This window comes from Actinospica robiniae DSM 44927 (genome assembly GCF_000504285.1).
Lineage (GTDB): Bacteria > Actinomycetota > Actinomycetes > Streptomycetales > Catenulisporaceae > Actinospica > Actinospica robiniae.
In genome coordinates, this window is record NZ_KI632511.1 from 9728114 (window position 1) to 9752320 (window position 24207).

Below are 24207 nucleotides of genomic sequence, written 5' to 3' on the forward strand. Positions count from 1 at the left end.
CGGCCACGCGCGCGCGGGCGCACCCGCCGCCACCCGTCCGGGCGAGTCCGCGGACCGGCTCAGGCGTCAGTGTCCTGACAGAGCCGGCGCCGCCATTCCTCCGGCCAGGGTGCGCTCCGGCGCGTGCCGGTGGGCACGTGCACGGTGACGTAGCGGCCGTGCGCGGCGAGGGCGCGGGGTCGGTCCTCGTGCTTCTCGCCCCAGACCTCGAAGCGGAAGGTCAGCGAGGAGGTGCCGACGCGCTCGAGCACGAGCGTGGCGGTGACCTCCTGCCCGAACCACAGCGGCGTGCTGAAGTCGACCTCGTAGCGCACCCGCGGCGCGATGCCGAAGTACCCGTCCAGCCCGCGCTCGCGCATCAGCGCCGCCTCGGCCGACTCCACGAACCGGTTGATGGAGGTGTTGTGGTAGTGCCCGGACGCGTCGGTGTCCATCCACTCGACGCGGCCGCGGTGGACGGACGTGGCCACGGCCGGGCCGTCCACCGCCGGGCGCGAATCAGGCTGCTGCGCGTTCATGCGAGGGCGTCCAGCGCAGGTGCAGCGGCATGTCCGGGTCCTGACTCTCATCGCGCAGCAGGGCGAGCCGCGGCCGGATCGCGTCGGTGCGCGAGGTCGGCGGCTTGCGCCGGCCGGCCCGGAACTGGGTCGGCCACTGCGCGCCCTCGCCCCGGTACTCCTGCTCGGCCGCCGCGTGCAGCGTCCACTGCGGGTCGTACAGGTGCGTGCGGCCGAGGGCGCACAGGTCGGCCCGGCCGGCCAACAGGATCGAGTTCACGTCGTCGTACGAGGCGATCGCGCCGACCGCGATCACCGCGGTGCCGGTCGCGGCCGCGACCTCGTGCCGGATCCGGTCCGCGAACGGGGTCTGGTAGGAGCGGCCGAACGCGGGCCGTTCCTCCTTGGCCACCTGCCCGGAGGAGACGTCGATGGCGTCCGCGCCGTGCGCGATGAAGGCGCGGGCGATCTCCACCGCGTCGTGCTCGGTGTTGCCGTCCGGAACCCAGTCGGCCGCCGAGATCCGCACGATCATCGGCTTCTCGGCCGGCCAGACCGCGCGCACCGCGTCGAACACCTCGAGCGGGAAGCGCAGCCGGTTCTCCAGCGAGCCGCCGTACTCGTCAGTGCGCTGATTGGTCAGCGGGGAGAGGAACGAGGAGAGCAGATATCCGTGCGCGCAGTGCAGTTCCAGCAGGTCGAACCCGGCCTCGGCGCCGCGGCGGGCGGCGGCGACGAACTGCGCGCCGATCTCGTGCAGGTCGGCCCGGGTGGCCTCGCGCGGCGTGGCCGAGCCCGGCCCGTACGGCACCGGGGACGGCGCGACCAGCGGCCAGTTGCCCTCGGGCAGCGGCTCGTCCATGCCCTCCCACATCAGCCGGGTCGAGCCCTTGCGGCCGGAATGCCCGAGCTGCAAGCCGATCCGGCCCGAGCTCTGCGTGTGGACGAACTCGACGACGCGCCGCCAGGCCTCGCGCTGCCCGTCGTTCCACAGGCCGGTGCAGCCCGGCGTGATCCGCGCCTCGGGGGAGACGCACACCATCTCGGTCATCACCAGCCCGGCGCCGCCCATGGCCTTCGAACCCAGATGCACCAGGTGGAAGTCGCCCGGCAGGCCGTCAACGGCCGAATACATGTCCATCGCCGAGACGACGACGCGGTTCTTCAGCTCCAGCGCGCCGATCCGGAACGGCTGGAACATCGCCGGGGCGACCTGCTCGAGCCCCTGCGCCCGGGCGAACGCCGCGTCCACCCGGTCGGCGAAGTCGCGGTCGCGGGTGCGCAGGTTGGCGTAGGTGATCCGGCGCGAGCGAGTCAGCAGATTGAAACAGAACTGGGTCGGCTCCTGTCCGACGTACATGCCGATGTTCTCGAACCACTCCAGCGAGGCCTGCGCGGCCCGCTGGGTGGAGGTCACCACCGGCCGCCGCTCGGTCTCGTACGCCTCGAGCGCCGCCTCGATCCCGTCGTTCTCGTGCAGGCACGCGGCCAGCGCGAGCGCGTCCTCCATGGCCAGCTTGGTGCCCGAGCCGATGGAGAAGTGCGCGGTGTGCGCCGCGTCGCCGAGCAGCACGAGGTTGCCGGCGTGCCAGTGCTCGTTGCGCACGGTGGTGAAGTTCAGCCACTTCGAGTTGTTCGCGTACACCTCGTGGCCGTCGAGTTCCTCGGCGAACAGCTCGCGCAGCCGCGCGACCGCGTACTCGTCCGAGGCGCCCGGCGGCAGCTGCACGTCGGCGGTCGCGTCGAACCCGGCCGCCCGCCACACGTCCTCGTGCATCTCCACGATGAACGTCGAACCCTGATCCGAGTACGGGTAGCCGTGCACCTGCATGACGCCCCACGGCGTCTGCTTGATGAAGAACTGGAAGGCCTCGAACACCCGGTCCGTGCCCAGCCACATGTACTTGTTGCCGCGCCGGTCCAGGCTGGGCCGGAACACGTCCGCGTGCGCGGCGCGTGTCTGGGAATTGACACCGTCGGCACCGACTACGAGGTCGTATTCGGCCCGCAGCTCGGCCAGTTCAGGCGCCTGGGTGCGGAAACGCAGGTCCACGCCGAGGGAACGGCAGCGCTCCTGCAGCAGGTGAAGCAGATCCTTGCGACCCATGGCGGCGAAGCCCTGGCCGCCCACGGTGTGCCGCTCGCCCCGGTAGTGGACGTCGATGTCGGTCCAGCGGGCGAACCGGCGCGACATGGCCTCGGCGAACTCGGTGTCGGCGTTCTCGATGCCGCCGAGGGTCTCGTCGGAGAAGACCACGCCGAAGCCGAAGGTGTCGTCCGGGGCGTTGCGCTCCCATACGGTGATCTGGTGGGCGGGGTCGAGCTGTTTCATCAGCGCGGCGAGATACAGGCCGCCGGGGCCGCCGCCGATGATCGCGATCTTCACGGGTGTTCCTCTCACGGGTTCGAATCGTCAGTGCTCGGCGGCGGACGCGCCGGACTGCTCGTCTTCGACGATCTGGCGCAGCGCGAAGCGTTGCAGCTTCCCGCTCGCGTTGCGCGGCAGGTTCTCGCAGAACCTCAGGTCGCGCGGGTACTTGTAGGGGGCGAGGACCTGCTTGACGTGGTCCTGGATCTCCTTGGCCTTGGCCGCGTCCCCGGTCACGCCCGGGCGCAGCACCACGAAGGCGCACACCACCGAGCCGCGCTCGCGGTCCGGCCGGGGCACGACCGCGCACTCGAGCACGTCCGGGTGCGTCTCCACGGCCGCCTCGACCTCGGGCCCGCCGATGTTGTAGCCGGAGGAGACGATCATGTCGTCGCCGCGGGCGTGGTAGTAGAAGTAGCCGTCCTCGTCCCGGTGGAAGATGTCGCCGGTGACGTTCCAGCCGGCCACCACGTAGCCCTTCTGCCGGGGATCGTCCAGGTAGCGGCAGCCCACCGGCCCGATCACGCCGAGGCGTCCGGGCTCGCCGGGGCCGAGTTCCCGGTCGTCCGCGCCGAGGATGACGGCGCGGTAGCCGGGCAGCGGCTTGCCGGTGGCGCCGGGCCGGATCTCGTCGTCGGCGGCGGAGATGAAGATGTGCAGCAGCTCGGTCGCGCCGATGCCGTCGATCACCGGGAGGCCGAGATCGTCGCGCAGGCGGTGCCATATGTCCTCGGTGATGTGCTCGCCCGCAGACACGGCGCGGCGCAGACCGGCCAGGTCCTCCTCGCGTCCCGCGCGCACGATCGCGCGGTACGCGGTCGGCGCGGTGGCCAGCACCGTCACGCCGTGCTCGGCCACCAGACGAGCCAGCTGCTCGGGCGTCGCCGACTCGGCCAGCAGCACGCAGGCGCCGGCCCGCAGCGGGAAGACCACGAGCATGCCGAGGCCGAAGGTGAAGGCCAGGGGGGCCGAGCAGGCCACCACGTCGTCCGGCGTCAGGCGCAGCGTGTGCCGCCCGAAGGTGTCGTCGATGGCGAGCAGGTCGCGGTGGAAGTGCATGGTGATCTTCGGCACGCCGGTGCTGCCGGAGGTCGGGCCGAGCAGCGCCACGTCGTCGGCGGCCGTCGCGACGGCGGTGAACTCGCCGGACTTGGCCGCCGCCCGCGCGATGAGGTCCTCAGCCCCGTCGCCGCCGAACTCGACCACCTGCAGGCCGGGCAGCACCGAGTCGCGCACGGCGTAGACGTCCTCGGCGAAACGCCGGTCCACCAGCGCGATCGCCGGCTTGGCCCGCTCGGCGATCGGCGCGAGCTCGCGGGTGCGCAGCGCCGCCATCGTGGTGAGCACGACGCCGCCGGCCTTGAGCACGCCGAGCCAGCAGGCGACCGTCCACGGGTTGTTGGGCGATCGCAGCAGCACCCGCCCGCCGGGCACCAGGCCGAGGTCCTCGGTCAGCACCTGGGCGACCTGGTTGGCACGGGTGCGCAAATCGCCGTAGGTCCACACCTCGCCGGCCGGGGTGCGCAGCGCCGGACGGTCGGGACCGAAGGCCTCGGTGGGCACGTCGATCAGCTCGGCGCCGGCGTTGACCCGGTCCGGGTAGCTCAGTTCCGGCGTGCTGAACTCGATCGTCGGCCACTGCGAGAGCGGGGGCAGGTGGTCGCGCGTGAACGGGTCGAGGTGGGCCGACGGCGAGAGGTTCATCGGCGGACCGGGCGGGTCGAGGTGGGGCGGTGCCGAGGATGGCGAGAGCGGCATCGATGGCGACGGTGGCATCGGCGGGGTCGAAGGGGATTGGGACATCTGGATTCGAGTCCTTCCATGCGCCCGGGGTCCGGGCGGTGGTTCAAGCGGAGCGGATCATGCCTTCCTGGGCGACGGTGGCCAGGTGGCGGTGGTCGCGGGTGAAGAAACGGCCGGTGCCCAGACCGCGTCCCGACTCGGCGCTCGCGGCGTCCTGGACGTAGAGCAGCCAGTCGTCGAGCCGCGCGGGCCGGTGGAACCACATCGAGTGGTCGAGGCTCGCGGTGACCAGCCCGGGTTCGGCCCAGGGCAGGCCGAGCACCCGGAGTACGGGTTCGAGGATGGTGTAGTCGCACACGTACGCCAGCGCGGCCAGGTCGCGCTGGGCGTCGTCGAGCCCGGCGACCGGGCGCAACGGGTCGAACGGCTTGATCCAGACGGCCTGGTGCGGCGCGCGTCCGCCGTCGACCTCGAGGTACACCGGTCCCGGCACGTGCCGCATGTCGAAGCCGCGGCCGCCGGACCAGTACGCCTTGGAGGTCTCGGTCATCGTGCCGCCTGACCGGTCGGCGAGGTAGTCCGCAGAGCTGGGCACGTCCTCGGGATCAGGCACGCCCTCGGCGAGTTCGGGCTCGAACATGCCGCCGGGCTCGCCCGCGGCGAAGTTGGCCAGGCACGCGAAGACCGGCTTGCCGTTCTGGTAGCCGCGTACCTGCCGGGTGCTGTAGCCGCGTCCGTCGCGCAGCACCTCCACCTCGTAGCGCACCGCGGCGCCGATGTCGGCCGGGCGCAGGAAGTAGCTGTGCGCGGAATGCAGGACCTTGCCGTCGGTCACCGAGCGCATCGCGGCCGCGGCGGCCTGGGCGACCAGGTCGCCGCCGTACGCCTTGGGCCACGGGCAGGGCTGGGTGACGGCGGTGAAGGCCAGGTCGAAGTGCTCGGGCTCGACCGGCGTCAGCGTGAGCGCGGCGGTGACGAGCTCGGAGGTGGCCGCCGCCTCGGTGGCGGGCCGGGTCACCGGTTCAGCCAGTCACGCAGCTCGTCGTCGGCCACGTCGGGCAGGTTGACCACGATGTTCTCCGGCGTGCGGGTGGTCATCCAGACCAGCGGCTTGTTGCGGTCGAGGTTGCACTCGACGTGCGGCATGAACGGCGGGACGAACACCCAGTCGCCCTCCGCCATGTCGAGGTAGTCCTCGAACTTCTCGCCGAAGTAGATCCGGGCCCGGCCGGAGAGCACGTAGCCGCCGGTCTCGGCCTCGCCGTGGTGGTGGGTGACCGACCGGTAGCCCGGCTCGTTGCTGACCTTGCCGAACCACAGCCGCCGCGCCGGGGTGTGCTGGATGCTCACGCCCGACACGCGCACCGCGCCGCCCGAGTCGGCGGTGTTCCCGCTCTCCGAGCCGGCCCGGGTCACCACCGGCGCGACGATGCCGCTGGGCAGCCGGTACATCGAGTTGTCGCCCTCCAACTGGTACTTGCTGAAGTCAGGCTCCATGGCAGGGGCTCCGTTCCGTTTCAGGCCTTGATGTATCTCGTATTTTTCACTGTCGTCATGTAAAGTCAATACCCAACGCCGCCCCGAGTTCCCATCCCACCCAGACGGAGGCCCGCATGCCGCCCCTCGCCGTGAACCCGCCGTCCCTGCCCGCGCCCCGCGGCTACTCGCACGGCACGCTGGCCGGGACCACGCTCCACCTCGGCGGCCAGACCGCCCTGGACGCCGAGATGCGGATCGTGCCGGGCGGCATCGTGGCGCAGTTCCGGCAGGCCTTCGGCAACGTGCTCACCACCCTGCGCGAGGCCGGCGGCGAGCCGGAGGACCTGGTCAGCGTGACCATCTACCTCACCGACATCCCGGACTACCAGGCCCACGGCAAGGAGATCGGGCAGGTCTGGCGGGAGCTGGCCGGGCCGGTCTACCCGGCCATGGCCGGCATCGGCTGCACCGCGCTGTGGCAGCCCGAAGCCATGATCGAGATCCTCGGCGTGGCCGAGATCCCGCCGCACCGGCTGCGGGTGCCCGCCCAGCCAACCGATCTCGCGTAACCCTGACGCCCGACAATCATCCGAGAGGACAATCCTCAGATGAAGCTCGCCACCCTCCGCGTCCCCGGACCGGCCGGCAGCGCCGCCCCCGCCACCCGCGCCGTCCGCCTGGACGAGCGCGCTGGCGTCCTCGCCGACCTCGACGCGCCCGACCTCGGCGCCTTCCTGGCCCGCCCCGACTGGCGCCGGCGCGCGCAGGCCGCCACCGCCGACGCCGGCGGCCGGACCTACCCCGTCGCCGGCGCGGCGTTCGCGCCGCTCGTGCCGCAGCCCTCGAAGGTGGTGTGCGTCGGCCTGAACTACCGCAACCACATCCTCGAGATGGGCCGCGACCTGCCCGCCTACCCAACCCTGTTCGCGAAGTTCGCCGACAGCCTCACCGGCCCCGGCGACGAGATCGCCCGGCCGGCCGAGAGCGAGCACTTCGACTGGGAGGCCGAGCTCGCCCTCGTCATCGGCAAGCCGGTCCGCCGCGCCGTCGGCGCGGACGCGGAGGCCGCCATCGCCGGGTTCACCGTGCTCAACGACGTCACCTGCCGCGACTGGCAGTACCGCACCCAGCAGTGGCTGCAGGGCAAGGCCTGGGACTCGTGCACCCCGTTCGGGCCCTACCTCGTCACCCCGGACGAGCTGCCCGGCGGCGTGCGCCCGCAGCTCGAGGTCACCCTCGAGCTCGACGGCGAGACCATGCAGCACGACTCCACCGCCGACCTGCTCTTCGACCCGGTCGCGCTGGTCGAGTACGTCTCCACGGTGGTCCGGCTCAACCCCGGCGACGTCATCGCCACCGGCACCCCCGGCGGCGTCGGCCACGCCCGCAAGCCCGCGCGCTACCTGGACGGCGGATCGCTCATGGTCACCCGGATCGAGGGCATCGGCGAGCTGCGCAATCGCATCACCGGTCCGCACGCTGCGCACATGCCGCACCCGGACCCCACCGACTAGGGTTGGCCGCCATGACGAGCGAGGCGGGGGCACCGGCGGAGCGCGAGCGTGAGACGCGCCTGGGCCCGCAGATCCTGAGCGTGTTCGGCCTGTACGCACGCAGCGAGGACAACTGGCTCTCCGTCGCGTCCCTGGTGCGCCTGATGTCCGACCTCGGCCTGGACGAGCGCGCCGTGCGCTCGGCGATCTCGCGGCTCAAGCGCCGCGGCGTGCTGCGCCCCGAGCGCCACGCCAAGTCCGCCGGCTACTCGCTCGAGGGCGGCACGCTCGAAATGCTCGCCGAAGGCGACTCGCGCATCTTCGAGCGCGTCCGCGCCGGCGCCGAGGACGGCTGGCTGCTGGTGGTCTTCTCCGTGCCCGAGTCCGAGCGCGAGAAGCGGCACGAGCTGCGCGCGACCCTGACCCGGCTCGGCTTCGGCACCGCCGCGCCCGGGGTGTGGATCGCCCCGGGCAACCTGGCCGACGAGGCCCGCCGCACCCTGGAACGCAGAGGCCTGGCAGGCTATGTCGACATATTCGCTGGCGACCACATCGCCTTCGGCGAGCTGCGTTCCAAGGTGCGCCAGTGGTGGGACCTTGACGAGCTGACCGGCCTGTACGCCGACTTCCTGCGCCAGTACCGCCCCGTGCTCGACCGCGCGGCGGCCGACGGCACCACGCCGCTCGAAGCCTTCCAGACGTATATCCCGATGCTGACACAGTGGCGCCGCCTGCCCTACCGCGACCCCGGCCTGCCGCTGCGCCTGCTCCCGCCCGGCTGGAGCGGCGAAAGCGCCGGCGTGCTCTTCGACGAGCTGAACAAGACCCTCAGCGGCCCCGCTCGCGAGCACGCCATGGCCGTCATCCACAGCGAAGGCTGAAGCAGGCGCCGAACTCAGACCGGCGCTTGACGGTTCCGTAAAACACGGCTGATGATGAATTCATGCAGGGGGAGCTTTCTCGCCGCGTCCCGTGGGGGGTCGCCGCATTATTCGCCATCATCGTTGGCGTCGCAGGGTTCTGGATCGGCCACCATGTCGGGTCGTCGCGGCAGACGCAGGTCATCAGCGGCACCGTCTCGACCGTCGGCGGGCAGCCGGGACAGCCTCCCACCGAATTCGCCGTCACACTCGACGGAACGGACACGACGGAGGGCTATGGAATCGGGCAGGTGCCGTGGACGAAAGGCGACGATTCCACCATTAACATGGGCAGCACGCCTTCGTGTATCGCGACCGGCGAGCATGTGATCTTCGGCGTTATCGCCGTGACGTTCCAAGGCTCCACGAGCTCGCAAGTGACCTGGGCTGAGTGCCGGTGAGGTGACATGTCACTGTTGATTCGCTGCTGACCGCCGGCTCTCGATTCGCGCGACCGCAGCGTCGTAGAACTCCCAGCCATCGAGTTCGATCACTGCATCGCCGATGCTGATGCCTCGTGCTTCCGCCTCGTCGAGCACGGCCCGGGCCGCGCCCGGCTCGTTGAGGTTGAGGTGGCGCCCGTCCGCCGTGCCGACGACGCCGCCTGGCCCGATCCCGTCCGGCACACTGCGCCCGGCGCCTTGCCGGAAGGTGATCAGGAGCCTGCCATGCGTGCCATGTCGCCGCAGCACGAGGATTTCGCGGCAGTCCTGGTAGCGGCCGGCCGTCGAGTCGGACGGGTTCGCCAGGTGCTCATGCCGAACCGACCAGAGAAACACCTCGTCACCGACGAGCAGGCGCCGCGCTTTCTTCCCGGTCCGGATCACTCGCGCAGCATACGTTCTCCGGCATAATGGGCGCATGTTCTCCTGCCGAAAGGGCCATGCCGCGTAAGCGGCCGAGCGCGCTGCGAGCGCGCGCCAGTGAACCTCGACCCCGGGCTTGGGCTGTCGACCAACCCGTCATCGACCGGCTGTCCACGGAGACGAGCGCCGCGATCCGCGTGATGGAGTCGCAGCACCCGTATATCAGCTACCACCGCTTCGAACCCGGCACGGTCGCCGGGCATCTCGTCGCCTATCGCAGATTCCTGCGAAAACCGGGTCGGCGGGAGCTCGTCGCCGCCTACATGCCCTCGTGCCCCGGCTGCCAGTACGACGACGTCGCCGTGGTCCGAGACGCGCTCGAGGAAGCCACCCGTCTGCTCCGGGGTCGACCGCGCACCGAACTCCACCGCGTCTTGGCCGCGCTGGACGCGGACTTCGCCCGGCGAACCCGCCCGGACCCCGACCCGTCCGCCTGGAGCTGGTACGACGGGACGCCGAAGGCGTGGTGGCATCGGCGGATCTACGCAACGAGCGCCTCGCGACCGATGTGACCAGGCGCACGGGGGCGCGCGCGGACGGAGCAGAAGGCTGCCGCGCGCGGGGTGGGCCGGCGAGAATTCGGTGCCGTATCGGCAATATTTCCGTTATGCGGCTGACGTCATGGAAGACCGGAATGGCGCTGTGCGTCGTGGTTGCCTGCGCCTCCGCCGTCGGCGGCGGCCTCGCCGGAACCTCCGCCCCGCCCGACCCCGCGGCCGCCTCGCCGCTGCCGAACGGCGAGAGCGGCTGCGAGATCGTCGAGCCTCCGCAAGGCCTGCTGAGCCTGCGCGAAGGCATGGTCGTCGGCGCCGTCTCCTTCCGCTGCGCCGCCGGCTACAGCCCCGCGGATGTGCGTATCAGCCTCGAGTTCCACGATCCGTACGGCTTCGGCTGGTCGATCGTCCTCGACCAGGCGACCGCCAAGCTCTCCGGCGGCGTCTACCAGGCCGCCACCGCCTGCCGCCCGGGAATCTGGGCCCTGATCCCCTCCTTCGGGACCCTCCCCGCCGGCGGCGGCGCCGAGTACCTCGTGATGCTCGGCGCGCCGCTGATCGTCACGACAGAGGACTGCGAACTCGTCTAGGTGCCACGGATCGTGCGGTCGTCGACTATGACGACGCGGCGGGTGACAGCGAGCCGACCCCGGCATCGGCGCACTCGTCGTCCTGCTCGAGCGACCCTCCGGCGATGGCGATCGCACCGACGACCACGCCGTCGCGCCGGATCAACCGGGCGGCCCTGCCCGCCACTATGGGTGTTCCGGCCACGTCGACTATCTGCGCGAACACCGCAGGGTAGGCCTGCTGCAGGCGCATCAGGTCAGCGTCGTCGCGACGGAACAGGGCGACGCTGGCCGCCTTCGCCGGGGCGATGCGCGCCGACATGGGAGACGCACCGTCCATGCGATCGAGAACCTGCAGGTGCCCGCCGTCGTCGACGATGGCGATCGTGACCTTCGCGCCGAGCCTGTCGGCGTGTTCGCGGACCCGGTCGCTGACCGCCCGCGCCTCGTCCAGGGTGAGTGACATCGTTCCCCTCCAATATCTTGGGATGACCAACCTTGGTGTCACCAAGCATATCAGTGTTCCTTGGGCGAGCCAAGAGATTGGCTAGACTGCGCGCATGGAGATGGGAGAAGCGCCGACCCGGCTGCGTAACAAACCGAGCTGGCTGCTCAACAAGGCTTCCGCGCGGGCGCACAGGGCCATCGTGGAATCGATGACCGCTCTCGATGGGCACGCCCACCACTTCGCGATCCTCGCCGCGCTCGACGAGTTCGGCCCGGACAGCCAGGTCCGGATCGGCCAACGGTGCGGCATCGACCAGAGCGACATGAACACGATGCTCAATGAGCTGATCGAGCGAGGCCACGTCGCGCGCACCCAAGACCCCAGCGACCGCCGCCGCAACCGCATCACCCTGACCGCCGCCGGGCAACGCCGGCTCGAAGAGCTCGACGCGACGCTTACCGGGGCCCAAGGCGACATCCTGCGCGACTTATCGCCCACCGAGCGCGACACCCTCACCCGGCTGCTCACCCGCATCCTCGAGTAAGCGGGTTCGAGTAGGGGGTCGCCGGCGGTTGTCCGAGGCCGTGATGCGGCAGTCCCAGTAGCTTGTAATTCAGCATCCTGTCTCGATACTATTATTTCAGGTATCGGGGGAGGGGAATGAAAGTGGCAGAGCCCGTGGATCTGAGGGCTGCGATCGCCGGCGCCCGAGCGCACGGTGTGGCCGCATTCGGTGCCGCGCTGGCCCTCGGCGGCGTCGTCCTGGGATGCGTTCCCGTGAGTGTGGGGGTGAGTCTGCAGCAGTACGCCTGCGGGTCGGCATTCTCCTCTGGCGAGCACATCTACGTCGGGTCGCTCGGCTCGATCGACCAGTGTCAGGCCGCACGCGCTGCGCGACAGCTGCCGGTGGGCGTCATCATCTGCCTGGGGGTAGCTCTTCTGATCGCCGGACTGGTTACGCGGAGATCGCTGTCCAGGCAGGCGAGGCGCCTCGGCGTACGGTGATCGATCGCCGTCGGTGTCCGATTAGTTGACCAAGCCCGATCCTCCGTCAGGAGCCGTGCCGACACGAGCCCGCTTGCTGCGCATTGATGATGAGCGTTGGTGGGGCGTGGGATGACGTGTCGGGTCAGGGTGTGGGCGGCCGCTTCGCGTCGCCTGGTTCGTCTGACCACCCGCCCACCCGTTGCGTAGCGGGGCGGCCTGCGGTTTCAAGATCTCGCCTCCGGCGCGGGCCCTTCCCTCGGAGAGAGATGCCGGAGTCTGTGGGGTGGTGTGGTTGGTGGGGCGGGCTGGGGTTCGGGGTGGTGGGGTTGCGGGGGCGTGCTCTCTCCTCGGTCGGTCCCCGGAGGCAATCAGGAACCTGCCGGGAGGTCAAGCGGCGGTGACTTGGGCTGATGCTCGATTCTGCAGGGCGCCGCTTGCTTGAGATTTAACCTCGGCGAGATCGTTTCTGGGGGAGTTTCGGTGTTCTGCTGACGCGCGGCACGGCCACCTGCGATTCTTCGTTTCTGTCGAAGGATACGAAGAAGGTAGGTGGCCGTGGGTCTCATGATGCCATGCCGTGAGGAGCCCGGCCAGTCCCGCGCGGCCGGGGGCGGGGGGTCGTTGAAGGTTCTGCGGGGGTTTCGGGCCGGGGTGCACGGCTGCTTCGCGCGGCGCGCGGATTCTTTGTTCGATCTCGTCGATGCGGTACTCGCGACGGACGGTCGGGTGCGCTCGCTCGCCGAGTTGTCGCTGCAGCGGCCGTTTCGTCGTGGTCACGGGGCCCTGTACGACGCCGTGGCCAGTGGCGAGATCGACGTGCCGGCATTGGCCGGATTGATCACCAGCGTGTGGGAACCCTTGGATGACGGACCGTTGAAATTCGCGATCGATGTCTCTTCGTGGCATCGTCCGCACGCCGAGTGCGCACGCGAGCGCCACCACTGCCATCACTCGTGTGCGTGCGGCAACCGGCGCGGCACCGTGCCGGGATGGCCGTACTCGGTCGCGGTCGGGCTGGAGTGGGGCGCGCACTCGTGGTGCGCACCGCTCGACGCGCGCCGCCTCGCCGTGGCCGAGGACGCGACCGCGGTCACCGTCGCGCAGGTCGAAGCGGTGCTCGAGCGCTGCGCCGCCGCCGGGCTCTCGCACGGGCGCCCTGCCGCACTGTTCGTGTTCGACTCCGGCTACGACCTGACCCGGATCGCCTATCTGACCGCCGGCCGGGGCCTGGAGAGGCAGATTCTCGGACGGGTGCGCCGCGACCGGGTCTACTACGGCGACCCGGTGCCGCGCCCGCGCGGTGCCCCGGGACGCCCGCCCGTGCACGGCCGACGCTTCGCGATCGCCGACCCGGGCACCTGGCACGACCCGGACCTGCGCGTCGAGCGGGACTCGCCGCGCTGCGGGCGCACGATCGTGACCGCCTGGCACGGGCTGCACCAGAAGCTCGAGCGCCAGGGCGCCTGGCGCGAGCACGCGCAGCAACTGCCGCGCCTGCCCGGCACCCTGATCAGGGTCCAGACCCAGCGCCTGCCCGGCGGCCGCGCACCGCAGGACCTGTGGCTCTGGCACCACGCGAGGCCCGGGACCGGGTTCGACCTCGATCAGCTCTGGACGGCCTATCTGCGGAGATTCGATATCGAGCATACATTCAGGTTCTTCAAGCAGTCGCTCGGCTGGACCGCGCCGCAGGTGGGCACCCCGGAGCAGGCCGACCGCTGGACCTGGCTGACCATCACCGCATACACCCAGCTCAGGCTCGCCCGCCGGCTCGGCGCTCACCTGCGCCTGCCCTGGCAGCGCCCGACACCCCCAGACCGGATCCCGACACCCGGCCGGGTCCGCCGGGGTTTCCCCGTACTGGCACGGAAAATCGGCACCCCCGCCGCAAAGCCGAAACCCACCACCGCCGGCCCCGGCCGCCCGACGGGCACGACCCGGCCACCGCGCACACGCCACCCAGCCGGTAAGAAGACCGGCACAAGCCATGAACGAGCGACATCGAAAACACCCGACCATGATCACCAATGGTTAAATCTTAAGGCTTGACCTCCCGGCAGAACCCTGATCGGGCTTCGCCTGCCCGACCGAGGAGAGAGCTCACCCCCTGGGGGAGTGGTGTGCGCTGCGCTAGGGCCGGGTCCCGTCCGGTGGTCGGGTCGTGCTCGATGCGGAAGGATCCTGCATCGTCGTGGCCCTGCCATCCGGATCCTTGATCCGTGCGAGGGCATCGGCGTCTGGTTCGCACTTGCTGCTGAATCCTGCACCGCCTTGGTGTGACCGGCCTCGATCCCTGACTTCGCGGCAGAATCCCGCAGGCCGGCCCCGTTCGATGCGGAAGGATTCAGCATCGCCCTGATCCGATCCACCCCGTGCTCACAACTGCACGGGATCGCGTGGCCCGGTCGCACCCCGAAGGGAAATCGTGCGCCGCCTTGAGTCACACTTCTGACGCCATCTGCCCGGCCACTCCGTCCTTTACCCCTCCGGTCACGAGCCCTGACAACCCTGTACGTTTCCATGTTAAACGCCGCTACCGACAAAAACCGTGTATCCGCCCTTTGCCGGTTAGGGAAAATCAAGGATATTTCCGGGGAACTCGGGCGCGTTCCCCCGCGTTGAAGTAGGAGAGAAGAGGAGAACGGACCAGAACGGCGATGCAGGATTCTTCCGCACCGAGCGCGACCGGGCCACGGGATGGGGACTCGGCCCGAGCGCAGCTCGCACTGCTCCCCACGGGGTGGGCTCCCTCCTCGGTCGGGCAGGCGAAGCCCGATCAGGGTTCTGTCGGGAGGTCAAGCGGCGCGATGCAGAATCGAGCATCAGCCCAAGTCACCGCCGCTTGAGCTCCCGGCAGGTTCCTGATTGCCTCCGGGGACCGGCCGAGGAGAGAGCACGCCCCCGCAACCCGACCACCCCGAACCCCAGCCCGCCCCGCCAACGCCAGCACCCACAAACTCCGGCATCTCTCTCCGAGGGAAGGGCCTGCCAGCGGCGCCTTTCAATCTTGAAACCCCAGCCCGCCCCGCCAACGCAACGGGTGGGCGGGTGTTCACACAAACCGGGCGACGCGAAGCGGCCGCCCCCGCCACGACGACCACCCCGACCCGACAAGCCACCACGCCCCACCTGTACCCAGCCGATCATCAATTCGCTCTAGAGCCCTGTGCTGGTTGGGTTCCCGAGCGTGCGAGGGTCGCGCAGCGCGGCACTCGGGGCCGTGCCCCGAATAGCGGCAGCTTGCCATGCGCTCGTATGTAGGCCCTGGCACCGTAGCGAAGCGTAGGTGCCAGGGCCGAGGTAAAGGCGCGTCAGGCATTGAGGCGAGCGTAGGTTCCTTCCGACCTGAGCAGCGCCTCGTGCGTGCCGACCTGCGCCACCTGGCCGCCGTCCATGACCACGATCCGGTCGGCGTCGCGGATGGTGGAGAGGCGGTGGGCGACGACGAAAGTGGTGCGGCCGCGCATCAGGCGGGCGAGGGCTTCTTGGATCAGCGCCTCGGAGCGGGTGTCGAGGGCCGAGGTGGCCTCGTCGAGGATCAGCACGCGGGGGTCGCGGATGACGGCGCGGGCGATGGCGAGGCGCTGCTTCTGGCCGCCGGAGAGGCGGGCGCCGCGTTCGCCGACGACGGTGTCGAGGCCGGCCGGCAGCTGCTCGACGAACTCGAGGGCGTTCGCGTCCTGGAGCGCTTTGACGATCGCCTCGTCGGTGACGTTCTCGAGGCCGTAGCTGACGTTCTGCCGGATGGTGCCCTCGAACAGGATCGTCTCCTGCGGCACCACCGAGACGAAGCGGCGGAAGGTGCGCAGGTCGAGGGTCTCCATGTCCACGCCGTCGAGCTCGATCCGGCCGCCGGTCGGGCGCAGGAAGCCGATGACGAGGTTGAGCACGGTCGACTTGCCCGCGCCGGAGGCGCCGACCAGCGCGACCGTCTCGCCGGCTTCGACAGACAGGTTGAATCCGTCCACCGACGGCCGGACCGCGTCCGGGTAGGCGAAGCTGACGTCTTTGAACTCGAAGGCGCCCGCCGCGCCGGCGACCACATCCTTGCCCTCGTTGCTCTCCAGGTCCGGCGCCTCGAGCACCTGGCCGACCGAGCGCACCGACTCCAGGCCCTTGCTGATCACCGGCGCCAGGTTCAGCAGCGCGATCACCGAGCCGGTGAGGCTGGAGAAGAAGGCGCTGAGCATCACCACGTCGCCCGGGGTGACGCCGAAGGTGCCGTAGTAGGCGATCAGCGCGGCCGCGGCCAGGCAGCCCACGCCGAGGGTGTTGAGGGTGATCCAGCTGAGCGCGCCGAACTTCCCGTTCGTCAGGTCGAGGGTCAGCCCGGCCTTGCGCACCCGCCGCAGCGTGCCGTCGACCCGCTCGATCGCGCTGCGCTCGAGGCCGTGGCCGCGGGTGATCGGGATCAGCGCGGTCATCTCCAGCACCCGGCTGCTCAGCTGCTCGACCTCGGCCCGGAAGGTCTCGTTCTGGGTGCGCAGCCGGGAGCGCAGCCGCATCACCACGAAGGCGGCGGCCGGGACCACGAGCAGGAACACCGGCAGGAACGCGGGCGTGCGCACCGAGATGATGATCAGTCCGGCGACGAGGCTGGAGAGTGCGCCCAGGCCGCCGTCGGTGGCCTGCTGCAGCATCTGCTCGATCGTCTCCACGTCGCGCACGACCTTGGTCTGCAGCACGCCGGAGCTGGTCCGGGTGTGGTAGCCGATCGAGAGCTCCTGCAGCCGCCGGCACAGCGCGAACCGCAGGGTGTTGCTGATCCGCCGGATCGCCGGGCTGTAGCAGCGCACGTACAGCAGGTGGCCGGGGAAGTTGAGCAGCAGCAGGCCGAGCAGCAGCCCGCAGTTGAACCAGAGCCGGAACACCGGCTGGTGGGTGACCACGATGTCGACGACGTTCGCGGTGATCAGCGGCAGCAGCCAGGTCGGGCTGGACTTGACGACGAACAGCGCGGCGCCGATCGTCAGACGCAGCCGGTCCTCCCGGCACAGGAAGGCGAGCGTTCGCAGCGGGTGCTCGCCGCGGTAGTGGTGGTCGATGGACGTGGCGCAGTCGGCCATGAGCGGGCTCCAGAAGCGTTCACACAGGTACACCCCATGCTTTCAAGCCGGGCGAGCGGGACGGGAGGGGTTTCCACACTCCGGACGGCGAGCGGCGCCGCGGAGACGATCAACGGCGCGTCAGCCGGGCCGCGGCGGCGCCCCCGGGTACCGTTGCCTGCCGGGTTCAACCGTTTAACCCCGACCCGGGTCGGTTACCCGCACCTCGCGACGCATGACGCTGTCGTTCCGCGGATTCGACCGATGGAGGAGCTCGATGAACAAGGGGATGGACGCCCCCTCGGGAACGGGCCCGGGCCCGTCCGGCGTGGACGGTCTCGGCCCGGGCATTCGCGCCTGTCTGTTCGACCTCGACGGGGTGCTCACCCGGACTGCGAGCCTGCACGCCACGGCCTGGAAACAGACCTTCGACACTTTTCTCCGGTCTTACGACGCCGAGCACCACCTCGAGTACAAGCCCTTCGACAAGGAGCACGACTACGAGGAGTACGTCGACGGCAAGCCCCGCGAGGACGGCGTGCGCGACTTCCTCGCCTCGCGCGACATCCACCTGCCCGAGGGCACCGAGAACGACCCGTCCGGCATGAATTCCGTGCACGCCGTCGGCGCGGCGAAGCAGGACGCGTTCCTGACCCTCCTCAACGAGCACGGACCGCAGGTGTTCGAGGGCTCGGTCCGCTTCGTGCGGGCGGCGAAGTCGGAGGGGCGGCTGTGCGCCGTGGTCACCTCCAGCGCCAACTGCGCGGCCGTGCTCCAGGCGGCCGGGATCGACGGGCTCTTCGACACCACCGTCGACGGGAACGACGTCACCTCCCAGCACCTGAAGGGCAAGCCGGCGCCGGACTCCTATCTCGCCGCCGCCAAGGCGCTGAACGTCGAGCCCTCGGCCGCGGCCGTCTTCGAGGACGCGCTCGCCGGCGTGGAGTCCGGCCGGGCCGGCGGCTTCGGCGTGGTGGTGGGCGTGGACCGGCTCGGCGACGGGCAGGGCGAGCGGCTGAGCCGGCACGGGGCGACCGTGGTGGTCAAGGACCTCGCCGAACTGCTCACGGCGGAGGCGGCCGGATGATCGTCGGCCATCCGTGCTTCGACATCGAGCCGTGGACGCTCGTCGAGAGCGAGCTCCCGGTGGACCTGCTGCCGCACTCGGAGTCGCTGTTCGCGCTGTCGAACGGCCACATCGGCTGGCGCGGCACGCTGGACGAGGGCGAGCCGCACGGCCTGCCCGGCAGCTACCTCAACGGCGTGCACGAACTCAGGCCCCTGCCGTACGCGGAGGCCGGCTACGGCTATCCGGAGTCCGGGCAGACCGTCATCAACGTCACCAACGGCAAGATCATCCGGCTGCTGGTGGACGACGAGCCCTTCGACGTGCGCTACGGCACCTGCGTCTCGCACCGCCGCGTCCTCGACCTGCGCGCGGGCGTGCTGAAGCGCGAAGTGGTGTGGACCTCCCCGGCCGGGCGCACCGTGCGGGTGCGCTCGACCCGGCTGGTCTCGCTCACCCAGCGGGCCATCGCCGCGGTGCGCTACGAGGTCGAGCCGCTCGACGGCCCGGCCCGGGTGGTGCTCCAGTCCGAACTGGTCGCCAACGAAGAGCTCCCGGTGCACCAGGGCGACCCGCGCGCGGCGGCCACCCCGGTCAACGCGCTCGTGAGCGACCTGCACGTGGCCGCGGACACCCGCGTCACGCTGGTGCACACGGTGCGTCGCAGCGGCCTGCGGGTGGCCGCGGCGATGGACCACCGGTACGAGGTCTTCGACGAGGACGGGCCGGTGCCCGGCGAGCTCGGCGCGCAGATAGAGTCCGAGCCCGACCTCGGCCGCTTCACCACCGGCGGGCTGCTCAACCCGGGCCAGACGCTGCGGCTGACCAAGTTCGTCGCGCACGGCTGGTCCGCCAGCCGGTCCCTGCCCGCGGTGCGCGACCAGGTCGACGCCGGCCTCGCGGCCGCGTCCTTCGGCGGCTGGGACGCGCTCGCCGCCGAGCAGCGTGCCTGCCTCGACGAGTTCTGGCGCGGCGCCGATGTGGAGATCGACGGCGACGCCGAGATCCAGCAGGCCGTGCGGTTCGCGCTGTTCCAGCTCTTCCAGGCGGCGGTGCGGGCGGAGAGCCGGGCGATCCCGGCCAAGGGCCTGACCGGCGACGGCTACGACGGCCACGCCTTCTGGGACACCGAGAGCTTCGTCCTGCAGGTGCTCTCTTACCTCGACGCCCCTTCGGTCGCGCACGCCCTGCGCTGGCGCCACTCCACCCTGCCGGCCGCGCGCGAGCGGGCCGCGCAGCTGGGGTTGGCCGGCTGCGCGTTCCCGTGGCGCACGATCAAGGGCGAGGAGTGTTCCGCGTACTGGCCGGCCGGCACCGCGGCGTTCCACGTCAACGCGGACGTCGCCGACGCGGTCGTGCGCTACGTCCGGGCCAGCGACGACGTCGACTTCGAGCGCGGCGAAGGGCTCGAACTGCTGGTCGACACGGCGCGGCTGTGGGTTTCACTCGGGCACACCGACCAGGCCGGCCGCTTCCGCATCGCCGGGGTGACCGGCCCGGACGAGTACAGCGCCCTGTCCGACGACAACATCTACACGAACCTGATGGCGCAGCAGAACCTGCTCGCGGCCGTCGAGCTGGCGGCCAAGCACCAGCGCGAGGCGGACGAGCTCGGCGTGTCCGCGGAGGAGACCGAGCGCTGGAAGGACGCGGCGCTCGCGATGTACGTGCCCTACGACGATAGCCTGGGCGTGCATCCGCAGTCGGAGTCCTTCACCGACCACGAGCGCTGGGACTTCGGCGCCACGAAGGCCGAGGACTATCCGCTGCTGCTGCGCTTCCCGTACTTCCAGCTCTACCGCACCCAGGTGGTCAAGCAGTCCGACCTGGTACTCGCGCTGCACATGCGCTCGGACGCGTTCAGCCCGGAGGAGAAGCAGCGCGACTTCGACTACTACGAGCCGTTGACCGTGCGCGACTCGTCCCTCTCGGCGTGCAGCCAGGCCGTGATCGCGGCCGAGACCGGCTGCGGTTCGCTCGCCTACGACTACCTGGGCGAGGCCGCGCTGATGGACATCGACGACCTCGAACGCAACACCGCCGACGGCCTGCATCTGGCTTCGCTGGCGGGCGCGTGGATCGCCCTGGTGGCGGGCTTCGGCGGGATGCGCCATACGGCGTCAGGGCTCTCCTTCGCCCCGCGGCTGCCGGAGGGCTGGACCAAGCTCTGCTTCGGCCTCGTCATCGAGGGCCGGCTGCTGCGGGTCGACGTGCGCCCGGACAAGGTCAGCTACCGGCTCACCGGTGACACTGGCCTGAGCCTGACCCACCACGGCAGCACCGTGCACGTGGAGCCCGGCGCGCCGCTGATCCTGCCGGTGTGGCAGCCGCCGGAGCGCGCCGCGCCCAGCCAGCCGCCGGGGCGGGTGCCGGTGCACCGGGTCGCCGACAGCGCGCGGCCGAACGCCTGCGAGGAGGGCGTGACCTGAGCTGTCGCGCCGTGGCAACGGCGGCGGGCGGGGAAAACCTGTGGCGCGCTACGGCGGGCCCGGTCTAGCCTGCCCGCCATGACCCATCAGCGCCCTGAAATATACCAGCATCCACTCGCGTTCCTGGTCGGATTGGAGGGGATCGCACTGCTGCGGGCCTGGGCAGGGGACTTCGACGAGGAGTTCGTGCACGCGCGGCTCGACGAGGTGCGGCGGCTGCTCGAGGATCCGGCGCTGAACGGGCCGGGTGTGCAGGTGCTGCGCGCGGACACGCAGACCGCGTACCGCCAGTGGGCTGATAACTACGAAGCAGAGCTGGGATATCAGAACCCATTCGGCACCGCCATGTTCGGCCGAGCCGAGCGGATGATCCAGGAGATCCTCGACGGACGTTCCGCCGGCGTCGCGCTGGACGCTGCCTGCGGCACCGGTCGCGTCGCCCGCTATCTGCACGAGTCAGGGCACGAGGTCATCGGCGTCGACAGCTCGCCGGAGATGCTCGCGTCGGCTCGCAAGCTGCTGCCGGGAGTGGACTTCCGCGAGGGCTCGCTCGAGCACCTGCCGCTGCCGGACGACTCGGTCGACGTGGTCGTGACCACGCTCGCGCTGTGTCACGTGCCCGACCTCGGACCGGTGATGTCCGAGTTCGCCCGGGTGCTGCGTCCCGGCGGCGATCTGGTGATCTCCGACATCCACGTCGAGCACGTCTTCCGGGGATCGGTGGTCAAGGCGCCCGGCCCGAACGGCGAACCCGGCCTCGCGGCCACCTATCGGCATCAGCCCACTGATTACCTGCGGGCCGCGCTCGCGGCGGGACTGCGCGTCCGCCGCTGCGAGGAGCAGGTGGCGAGGTATGCGGACGGCCCGGCCCCGGAGCCGACCTCCGACCCCGGGCCGTGGACGGGCTGGCCCTGGAGCCTCGGCGCGCTGGTCCCGGTGGCGATGCGGGCCGGCTGGAGCACGCCGGAGACGATCGTGTGGCACTTCCAGTGGGACGGCGAACCCTCCTGACGTTCTAGGCTCCGTCACCCATTCGGCCCACCCGCTTGCGCCAAGCGGGTGGGCCCGAGCTGCGTACCGGCGTTTCCACCGCCGCGTTTCCCCGGACACGCGCGCTGATGGAGGAGCCCTCGCGCGAGTCCGCCTGCCGGCCGCCGCGCACCGTAGTCGAAAGGACCACGCCGTGAACCCCAGTCGCCGAAGCCTGCTCGCCGCCGCCGGCGGGTCGATGTTCCTGCTCGCGGGCTGCTCCTCGTCGAGTCCGAGCTCCACCCCCACCACCACGACGCCCGGCGGAGCCGGCTCCGCCTCCGCCGGTATGGGCACGACGCCGTCGAGCTCCGGGACTCCGGGCGCGACCGCCAGTACGATCACGATCCAGAACTTCGCGTTCTCGCCGGCCGCCCTCACCGTTGCGGCGGGAGCCACCGTCACGGTCAGCAACAAGGACACCACGACGCACACGGTGACCGCCAGCGACTCGGCGAAGTCCTTCAATACCGGAGATATCGCGGCGAACGCGACCACGACGTTCAAGGCGCCGAGCGCGCCCGGCACCTATCCCTACACGTGCACGATCCACCCGTTCATGCACGGCACGCTCACCGTCCAGTAGGGGAGACGTGCGCGGCCGCCGAAGCGTTCTGCCGCGCCTCTCAGCGCGTCGGCGGCCTCAGTGTGGAGACGTAGAAGAGCCCGTCGCACATCGGGCCGAACTTGTAGGCCACCCGGTGCGTCGTGTTCCAGTCCGGGTCGTCCGGCGCCCGGAAGCCGAACCCGGTGGCCTGCTCGCACACCACCGTCGAGGCGGGCCACCAGGCCAGGTCGAAGGCCGCGGCCTGTCCCGGCTGCAGGTCGATCGACACGGTGGTGTCGCCCTCGTCGTCCCCGTCGAAGTCCTGCTGGGACGCGGCGATGTCGCTGACCGTCGTGGACGTCGCGGTGAGCGGGCCGTAGGGGGTGAGCACCGGGGAGCCGTCCAGCGAGCAGGCGACGTCGCCCGTGTCGGTGGCCAGGAACTGCTCCACGTCGAGGCCGGTGACGGTGCGCCGGCTGGCCGGGGTGATGGAGAGCTCTGCGGTGGTGCAGCGCCCCGAGATCGGCAGCGGACCGTGTGGCACCGAAGGGGTGGGCTTCGCCGCCGCGGCGGGTGACGTGCTGTCAGCCACGCGCGGCCGAGCGGCGGCCGTGTCCCGGGTCGAGGTACCGCAGCCCGCTGCGACCAGGACCCCGACGACGGCGATCCCCGCCAGCGCGGCCGACCGGAACCGTTCCATAAAGCGCACGTCCATCCGCCTCGAAGGGGCCGTCCATGCGGCATGCTCCCACGCGGTGCGCGGCGATCGCGGCATATCGGGTCAGCGGCGTGTTCGCCGCCGCCGGGCCCGCCAGCGCGCCCACCAGCGCGGACCGCCCCGGCGCAGCAAGGCGCCGAGCGGGCCGAGCCGGGCGTACTGGCGCCGCCGCTCGCCGGCCGCGGTGTCCAGCTCCTCCATCAGCCGCCGCGAGCGGTGCTCGAGGTCGAGCTCGTCCAGGATCCGGTCGATCTCGGCCAGGATCGCCCCGTGCAGCTGCCAGGCGTGCGGGTGCAGCCGGACCCGGCTCAGCAGCAGCTGGGCCGCCTCGTCCCGGCTGGTCCAGGCCGCCGCCAGCTGCTCGGCCAGGTCCTCCTCGGCCTGCTGCGCGTTGGCGCTGACCTGCGCGGTGACCAGCTCGGCGAAGTTGACCAGGGCCTCTCCGACGTGGGTGAAGGTCTGCTCGAGACCGGTGCCGACGTCCTGCGCGAACAGCGGCTCGTCGCCGTGGCGGCGTTTGGCCAGGTCGGTCAGCGAGCGGGTGAGCACCCGCACCACGACCACGCAGATCTCCAGCGTGTCCAGGCCGGTGCGCAGGGTCAGCCGGGAGAGCAGGCCCTCGCTCACCCGCGGGTTGAACCGCAGGCTGTCCTCGGCACGGCGCAGCGCGTCGTCGACCTCGGCCACGTACTGGTCCAGCCGGCGCGCCTCGTAGAGCCGGGCCTCGATCTGCTCCACCACCGGAGGCGCGTCCAGCTCCCGGCCCATCGCCTGCAGCAGCGCGTTCATCCGCCCGGCCAGGTCCTCGACCGCCTGGGCGGCCGGGTCCACCCAGACCGGCGGGGCGAAGATCAGGTTGAAGCCGAGTCCTACCACGGCTCCGACCAGCGTCTCGACCACCCGGTCCCAGGCCTGCGAGGCCAGCTGGCTCACCCCGAGCACGAGCATCGCGCTGATGGCGACCTCGTTGACGAACTCGTCCACCCGCACGAACTGGCCCACCGCCAGCGCGGCCAGGATGATCAGCCCGAGGCTCCACCAGGACAGCCCCGTGATCGAGCTGAACAGGCTCGCGATCAGCACCCCGATCACGACCGCGTTCACCCGCTTCACGCCGGTGGTCAGCGTCGAGTACAGGGTGACCTGCACCACCAGCAGCGCGGTGAGCGGGGCGGTGAGCGGAGCCGGGTTCGCGCTGGCGTAGAGCGCGATCACGTAGGCGAGCGTGGCGGCGGCCGTCGCGCGCAGGATCTGCGCCACGACCGGGTCGCGCCGAGCGCGCTTCAGCTTGACTTTGGCGTCGGTCACCCCCGGGACGCCCGGCATGCCCGCCATGCCCGTCATGATCGGCTCACCTCGTGGTGATGCTCGCGCGCCGCCGCCTCGTCACCTCCGTTGACCCGAACGATGGGGGTCGGCCGGACCGACGCACCGGCCTCCAGGGCCGAACGGGTGATCGTGATCACCCGTTCGGCCGGTTCCGCGCGCGCCGAGGCTGTGATTGGCTCG

General features: G+C 70.9%; 23 protein-coding genes. 13 read left to right on the top strand and 10 right to left on the bottom strand.

Features of this window, described 5'->3' with window-relative positions:
* Positions 1-59: 59 nt before the first annotated feature.
* The 5 genes from ACTRO_RS41630 to ACTRO_RS41650 all read right to left on the bottom strand — a co-directional run bounded on the left by ACTRO_RS41630 (position 60) and on the right by ACTRO_RS41650 (position 6105).
* Positions 60-518, bottom strand: coding sequence for an acyl-CoA thioesterase (locus ACTRO_RS41630; protein ID WP_084316940.1), 459 nt, complete (start codon positions 516-518; stop codon positions 60-62).
* Positions 499-2883 (bottom strand): bifunctional salicylyl-CoA 5-hydroxylase/oxidoreductase, encoded by a 2385-nt coding sequence (locus ACTRO_RS41635; RefSeq protein WP_034272039.1) that lies wholly within the window; start codon positions 2881-2883, stop codon positions 499-501. Before ACTRO_RS41635 ends, ACTRO_RS41630 begins: the two co-directional genes overlap by 20 nt.
* A 27-nt stretch (positions 2884-2910) precedes the next feature.
* Positions 2911-4569 (bottom strand): AMP-binding protein, encoded by a 1659-nt coding sequence (locus ACTRO_RS41640; protein ID WP_034272042.1) that lies wholly within the window; start codon positions 4567-4569, stop codon positions 2911-2913.
* Positions 4570-4711: 142 nt separating this feature from the next.
* Complete coding sequence (locus tag ACTRO_RS41645) at positions 4712-5626, bottom strand: acyl-CoA thioesterase (RefSeq protein WP_034272045.1); 915 nt, start codon at positions 5624-5626, stop codon at positions 4712-4714.
* Positions 5623-6105 carry a cupin domain-containing protein gene (locus ACTRO_RS41650; RefSeq protein WP_034272047.1) on the bottom strand — a complete coding sequence of 161 codons (483 nt, stop codon included), beginning with the start codon at positions 6103-6105 and terminating at the stop codon, positions 5623-5625. The genes ACTRO_RS41645 and ACTRO_RS41650 overlap by 4 nt, the downstream gene beginning before the upstream one ends.
* Before the next feature lie 116 nt (positions 6106-6221).
* Here ACTRO_RS41650 and ACTRO_RS41655 point away from each other — a divergent pair, with 116 nt between their 5' ends.
* The 4 genes from ACTRO_RS41655 to ACTRO_RS41670 all read left to right on the top strand — a co-directional run bounded on the left by ACTRO_RS41655 (position 6222) and on the right by ACTRO_RS41670 (position 8901).
* Positions 6222-6656, top strand: a complete 435-nt coding sequence (locus ACTRO_RS41655; RefSeq protein ID WP_034272049.1) for a RidA family protein — start codon at positions 6222-6224, stop codon at positions 6654-6656.
* A 39-nt stretch (positions 6657-6695) separates the two neighbouring features.
* Positions 6696-7601: a fumarylacetoacetate hydrolase family protein gene (locus ACTRO_RS41660; RefSeq protein WP_051452205.1), complete on the top strand. Its 906-nt coding sequence runs from the start codon at positions 6696-6698 to the stop codon at positions 7599-7601.
* Between the two features lie 11 nt (positions 7602-7612).
* Complete coding sequence (locus tag ACTRO_RS41665; protein WP_034279041.1) at positions 7613-8461, top strand: PaaX family transcriptional regulator; 849 nt, start codon at positions 7613-7615, stop codon at positions 8459-8461.
* Between the two features lie 62 nt (positions 8462-8523).
* Positions 8524-8901: a hypothetical protein gene (locus tag ACTRO_RS41670; RefSeq protein WP_034272051.1), complete on the top strand. Its 378-nt coding sequence runs from the start codon at positions 8524-8526 to the stop codon at positions 8899-8901.
* Between the two features lie 9 nt (positions 8902-8910).
* Here the strand turns inward: ACTRO_RS41670 and ACTRO_RS41675 are convergent, their stop codons facing one another.
* On the bottom strand, positions 8911-9327 hold the full coding sequence (locus tag ACTRO_RS41675) for a hypothetical protein (protein WP_051452206.1): 417 nt from the start codon (positions 9325-9327) through the stop codon (positions 8911-8913).
* Between the two features lie 179 nt (positions 9328-9506).
* Here ACTRO_RS41675 and ACTRO_RS41680 point away from each other — a divergent pair, with 179 nt between their 5' ends.
* Positions 9507-9878, top strand: coding sequence for a hypothetical protein (locus tag ACTRO_RS41680; RefSeq protein ID WP_051452207.1), 372 nt, complete (start codon positions 9507-9509; stop codon positions 9876-9878).
* A 95-nt stretch (positions 9879-9973) separates the two neighbouring features.
* On the top strand, positions 9974-10450 hold the full coding sequence (locus ACTRO_RS41685) for a hypothetical protein (RefSeq protein WP_157436743.1): 477 nt from the start codon (positions 9974-9976) through the stop codon (positions 10448-10450).
* 25 nt (positions 10451-10475) lie between these two features.
* Here ACTRO_RS41685 and ACTRO_RS41690 read toward each other — a convergent pair whose 3' ends face one another.
* Positions 10476-10895, bottom strand: a complete 420-nt coding sequence (locus tag ACTRO_RS41690; protein WP_051452208.1) for a GlcG/HbpS family heme-binding protein — start codon at positions 10893-10895, stop codon at positions 10476-10478.
* Positions 10896-10989: 94 nt separating this feature from the next.
* On the opposite strand from ACTRO_RS41690, the gene ACTRO_RS41695 reads away from it, so the two are divergent.
* The 3 genes from ACTRO_RS41695 to ACTRO_RS41705 all read left to right on the top strand — a co-directional run bounded on the left by ACTRO_RS41695 (position 10990) and on the right by ACTRO_RS41705 (position 13913).
* The gene (locus ACTRO_RS41695) at positions 10990-11421 is read left to right on the top strand and encodes a MarR family winged helix-turn-helix transcriptional regulator (RefSeq protein ID WP_034272055.1); all 432 of its coding nucleotides are present in this window, start codon (positions 10990-10992) and stop codon (positions 11419-11421) included.
* Positions 11422-11537: 116 nt separating this feature from the next.
* Entirely contained in the window at positions 11538-11882 is a 345-nt protein-coding gene (locus ACTRO_RS41700; RefSeq protein ID WP_157436744.1) for a hypothetical protein, read from the top strand.
* A gap of 603 nt (positions 11883-12485) precedes the next feature.
* Complete coding sequence (locus tag ACTRO_RS41705; protein WP_084316941.1) at positions 12486-13913, top strand: NF041680 family putative transposase; 1428 nt, start codon at positions 12486-12488, stop codon at positions 13911-13913.
* Positions 13914-15175: 1262 nt separating this feature from the next.
* Here ACTRO_RS41705 and ACTRO_RS41710 read toward each other — a convergent pair.
* Entirely contained in the window at positions 15176-16930 is a 1755-nt protein-coding gene (locus ACTRO_RS41710; protein ID WP_034279045.1) for an ABC transporter ATP-binding protein, read from the bottom strand.
* Between the two features lie 256 nt (positions 16931-17186).
* Between ACTRO_RS41710 and ACTRO_RS41715 the strand changes: the two genes are divergently transcribed.
* The 4 genes from ACTRO_RS41715 to ACTRO_RS41730 all read left to right on the top strand — a co-directional run bounded on the left by ACTRO_RS41715 (position 17187) and on the right by ACTRO_RS41730 (position 22019).
* Entirely contained in the window at positions 17187-17996 is an 810-nt protein-coding gene (locus ACTRO_RS41715; RefSeq protein WP_245594641.1) for an HAD family hydrolase, read from the top strand.
* A complete protein-coding gene (locus ACTRO_RS41720) occupies positions 17996-20404 on the top strand; it encodes a glycoside hydrolase family 65 protein (RefSeq protein WP_051452637.1) in 2409 nt (802 codons plus the stop codon). Before ACTRO_RS41715 ends, ACTRO_RS41720 begins: the two co-directional genes overlap by 1 nt.
* Before the next feature lie 78 nt (positions 20405-20482).
* Positions 20483-21415, top strand: a complete 933-nt coding sequence (locus tag ACTRO_RS41725) for a class I SAM-dependent methyltransferase (RefSeq protein ID WP_034272059.1) — start codon at positions 20483-20485, stop codon at positions 21413-21415.
* Positions 21416-21587: 172 nt separating this feature from the next.
* Positions 21588-22019, top strand: coding sequence for a cupredoxin domain-containing protein (locus ACTRO_RS41730; protein ID WP_034272060.1), 432 nt, complete (start codon positions 21588-21590; stop codon positions 22017-22019).
* Positions 22020-22059: 40 nt separating this feature from the next.
* On the opposite strand, the gene ACTRO_RS41735 is transcribed toward ACTRO_RS41730, so the two are convergent.
* Both ACTRO_RS41735 and ACTRO_RS50625 read right to left on the bottom strand, forming a co-directional pair.
* On the bottom strand, positions 22060-22680 hold the full coding sequence (locus ACTRO_RS41735) for a DUF4232 domain-containing protein (RefSeq protein ID WP_034272062.1): 621 nt from the start codon (positions 22678-22680) through the stop codon (positions 22060-22062).
* Positions 22681-22761: 81 nt separating this feature from the next.
* Positions 22762-24033 (bottom strand): aromatic acid exporter family protein, encoded by a 1272-nt coding sequence (locus tag ACTRO_RS50625; protein ID WP_084316942.1) that lies wholly within the window; start codon positions 24031-24033, stop codon positions 22762-22764.
* Between the last annotated feature and the right edge of the window lie 174 nt (positions 24034-24207).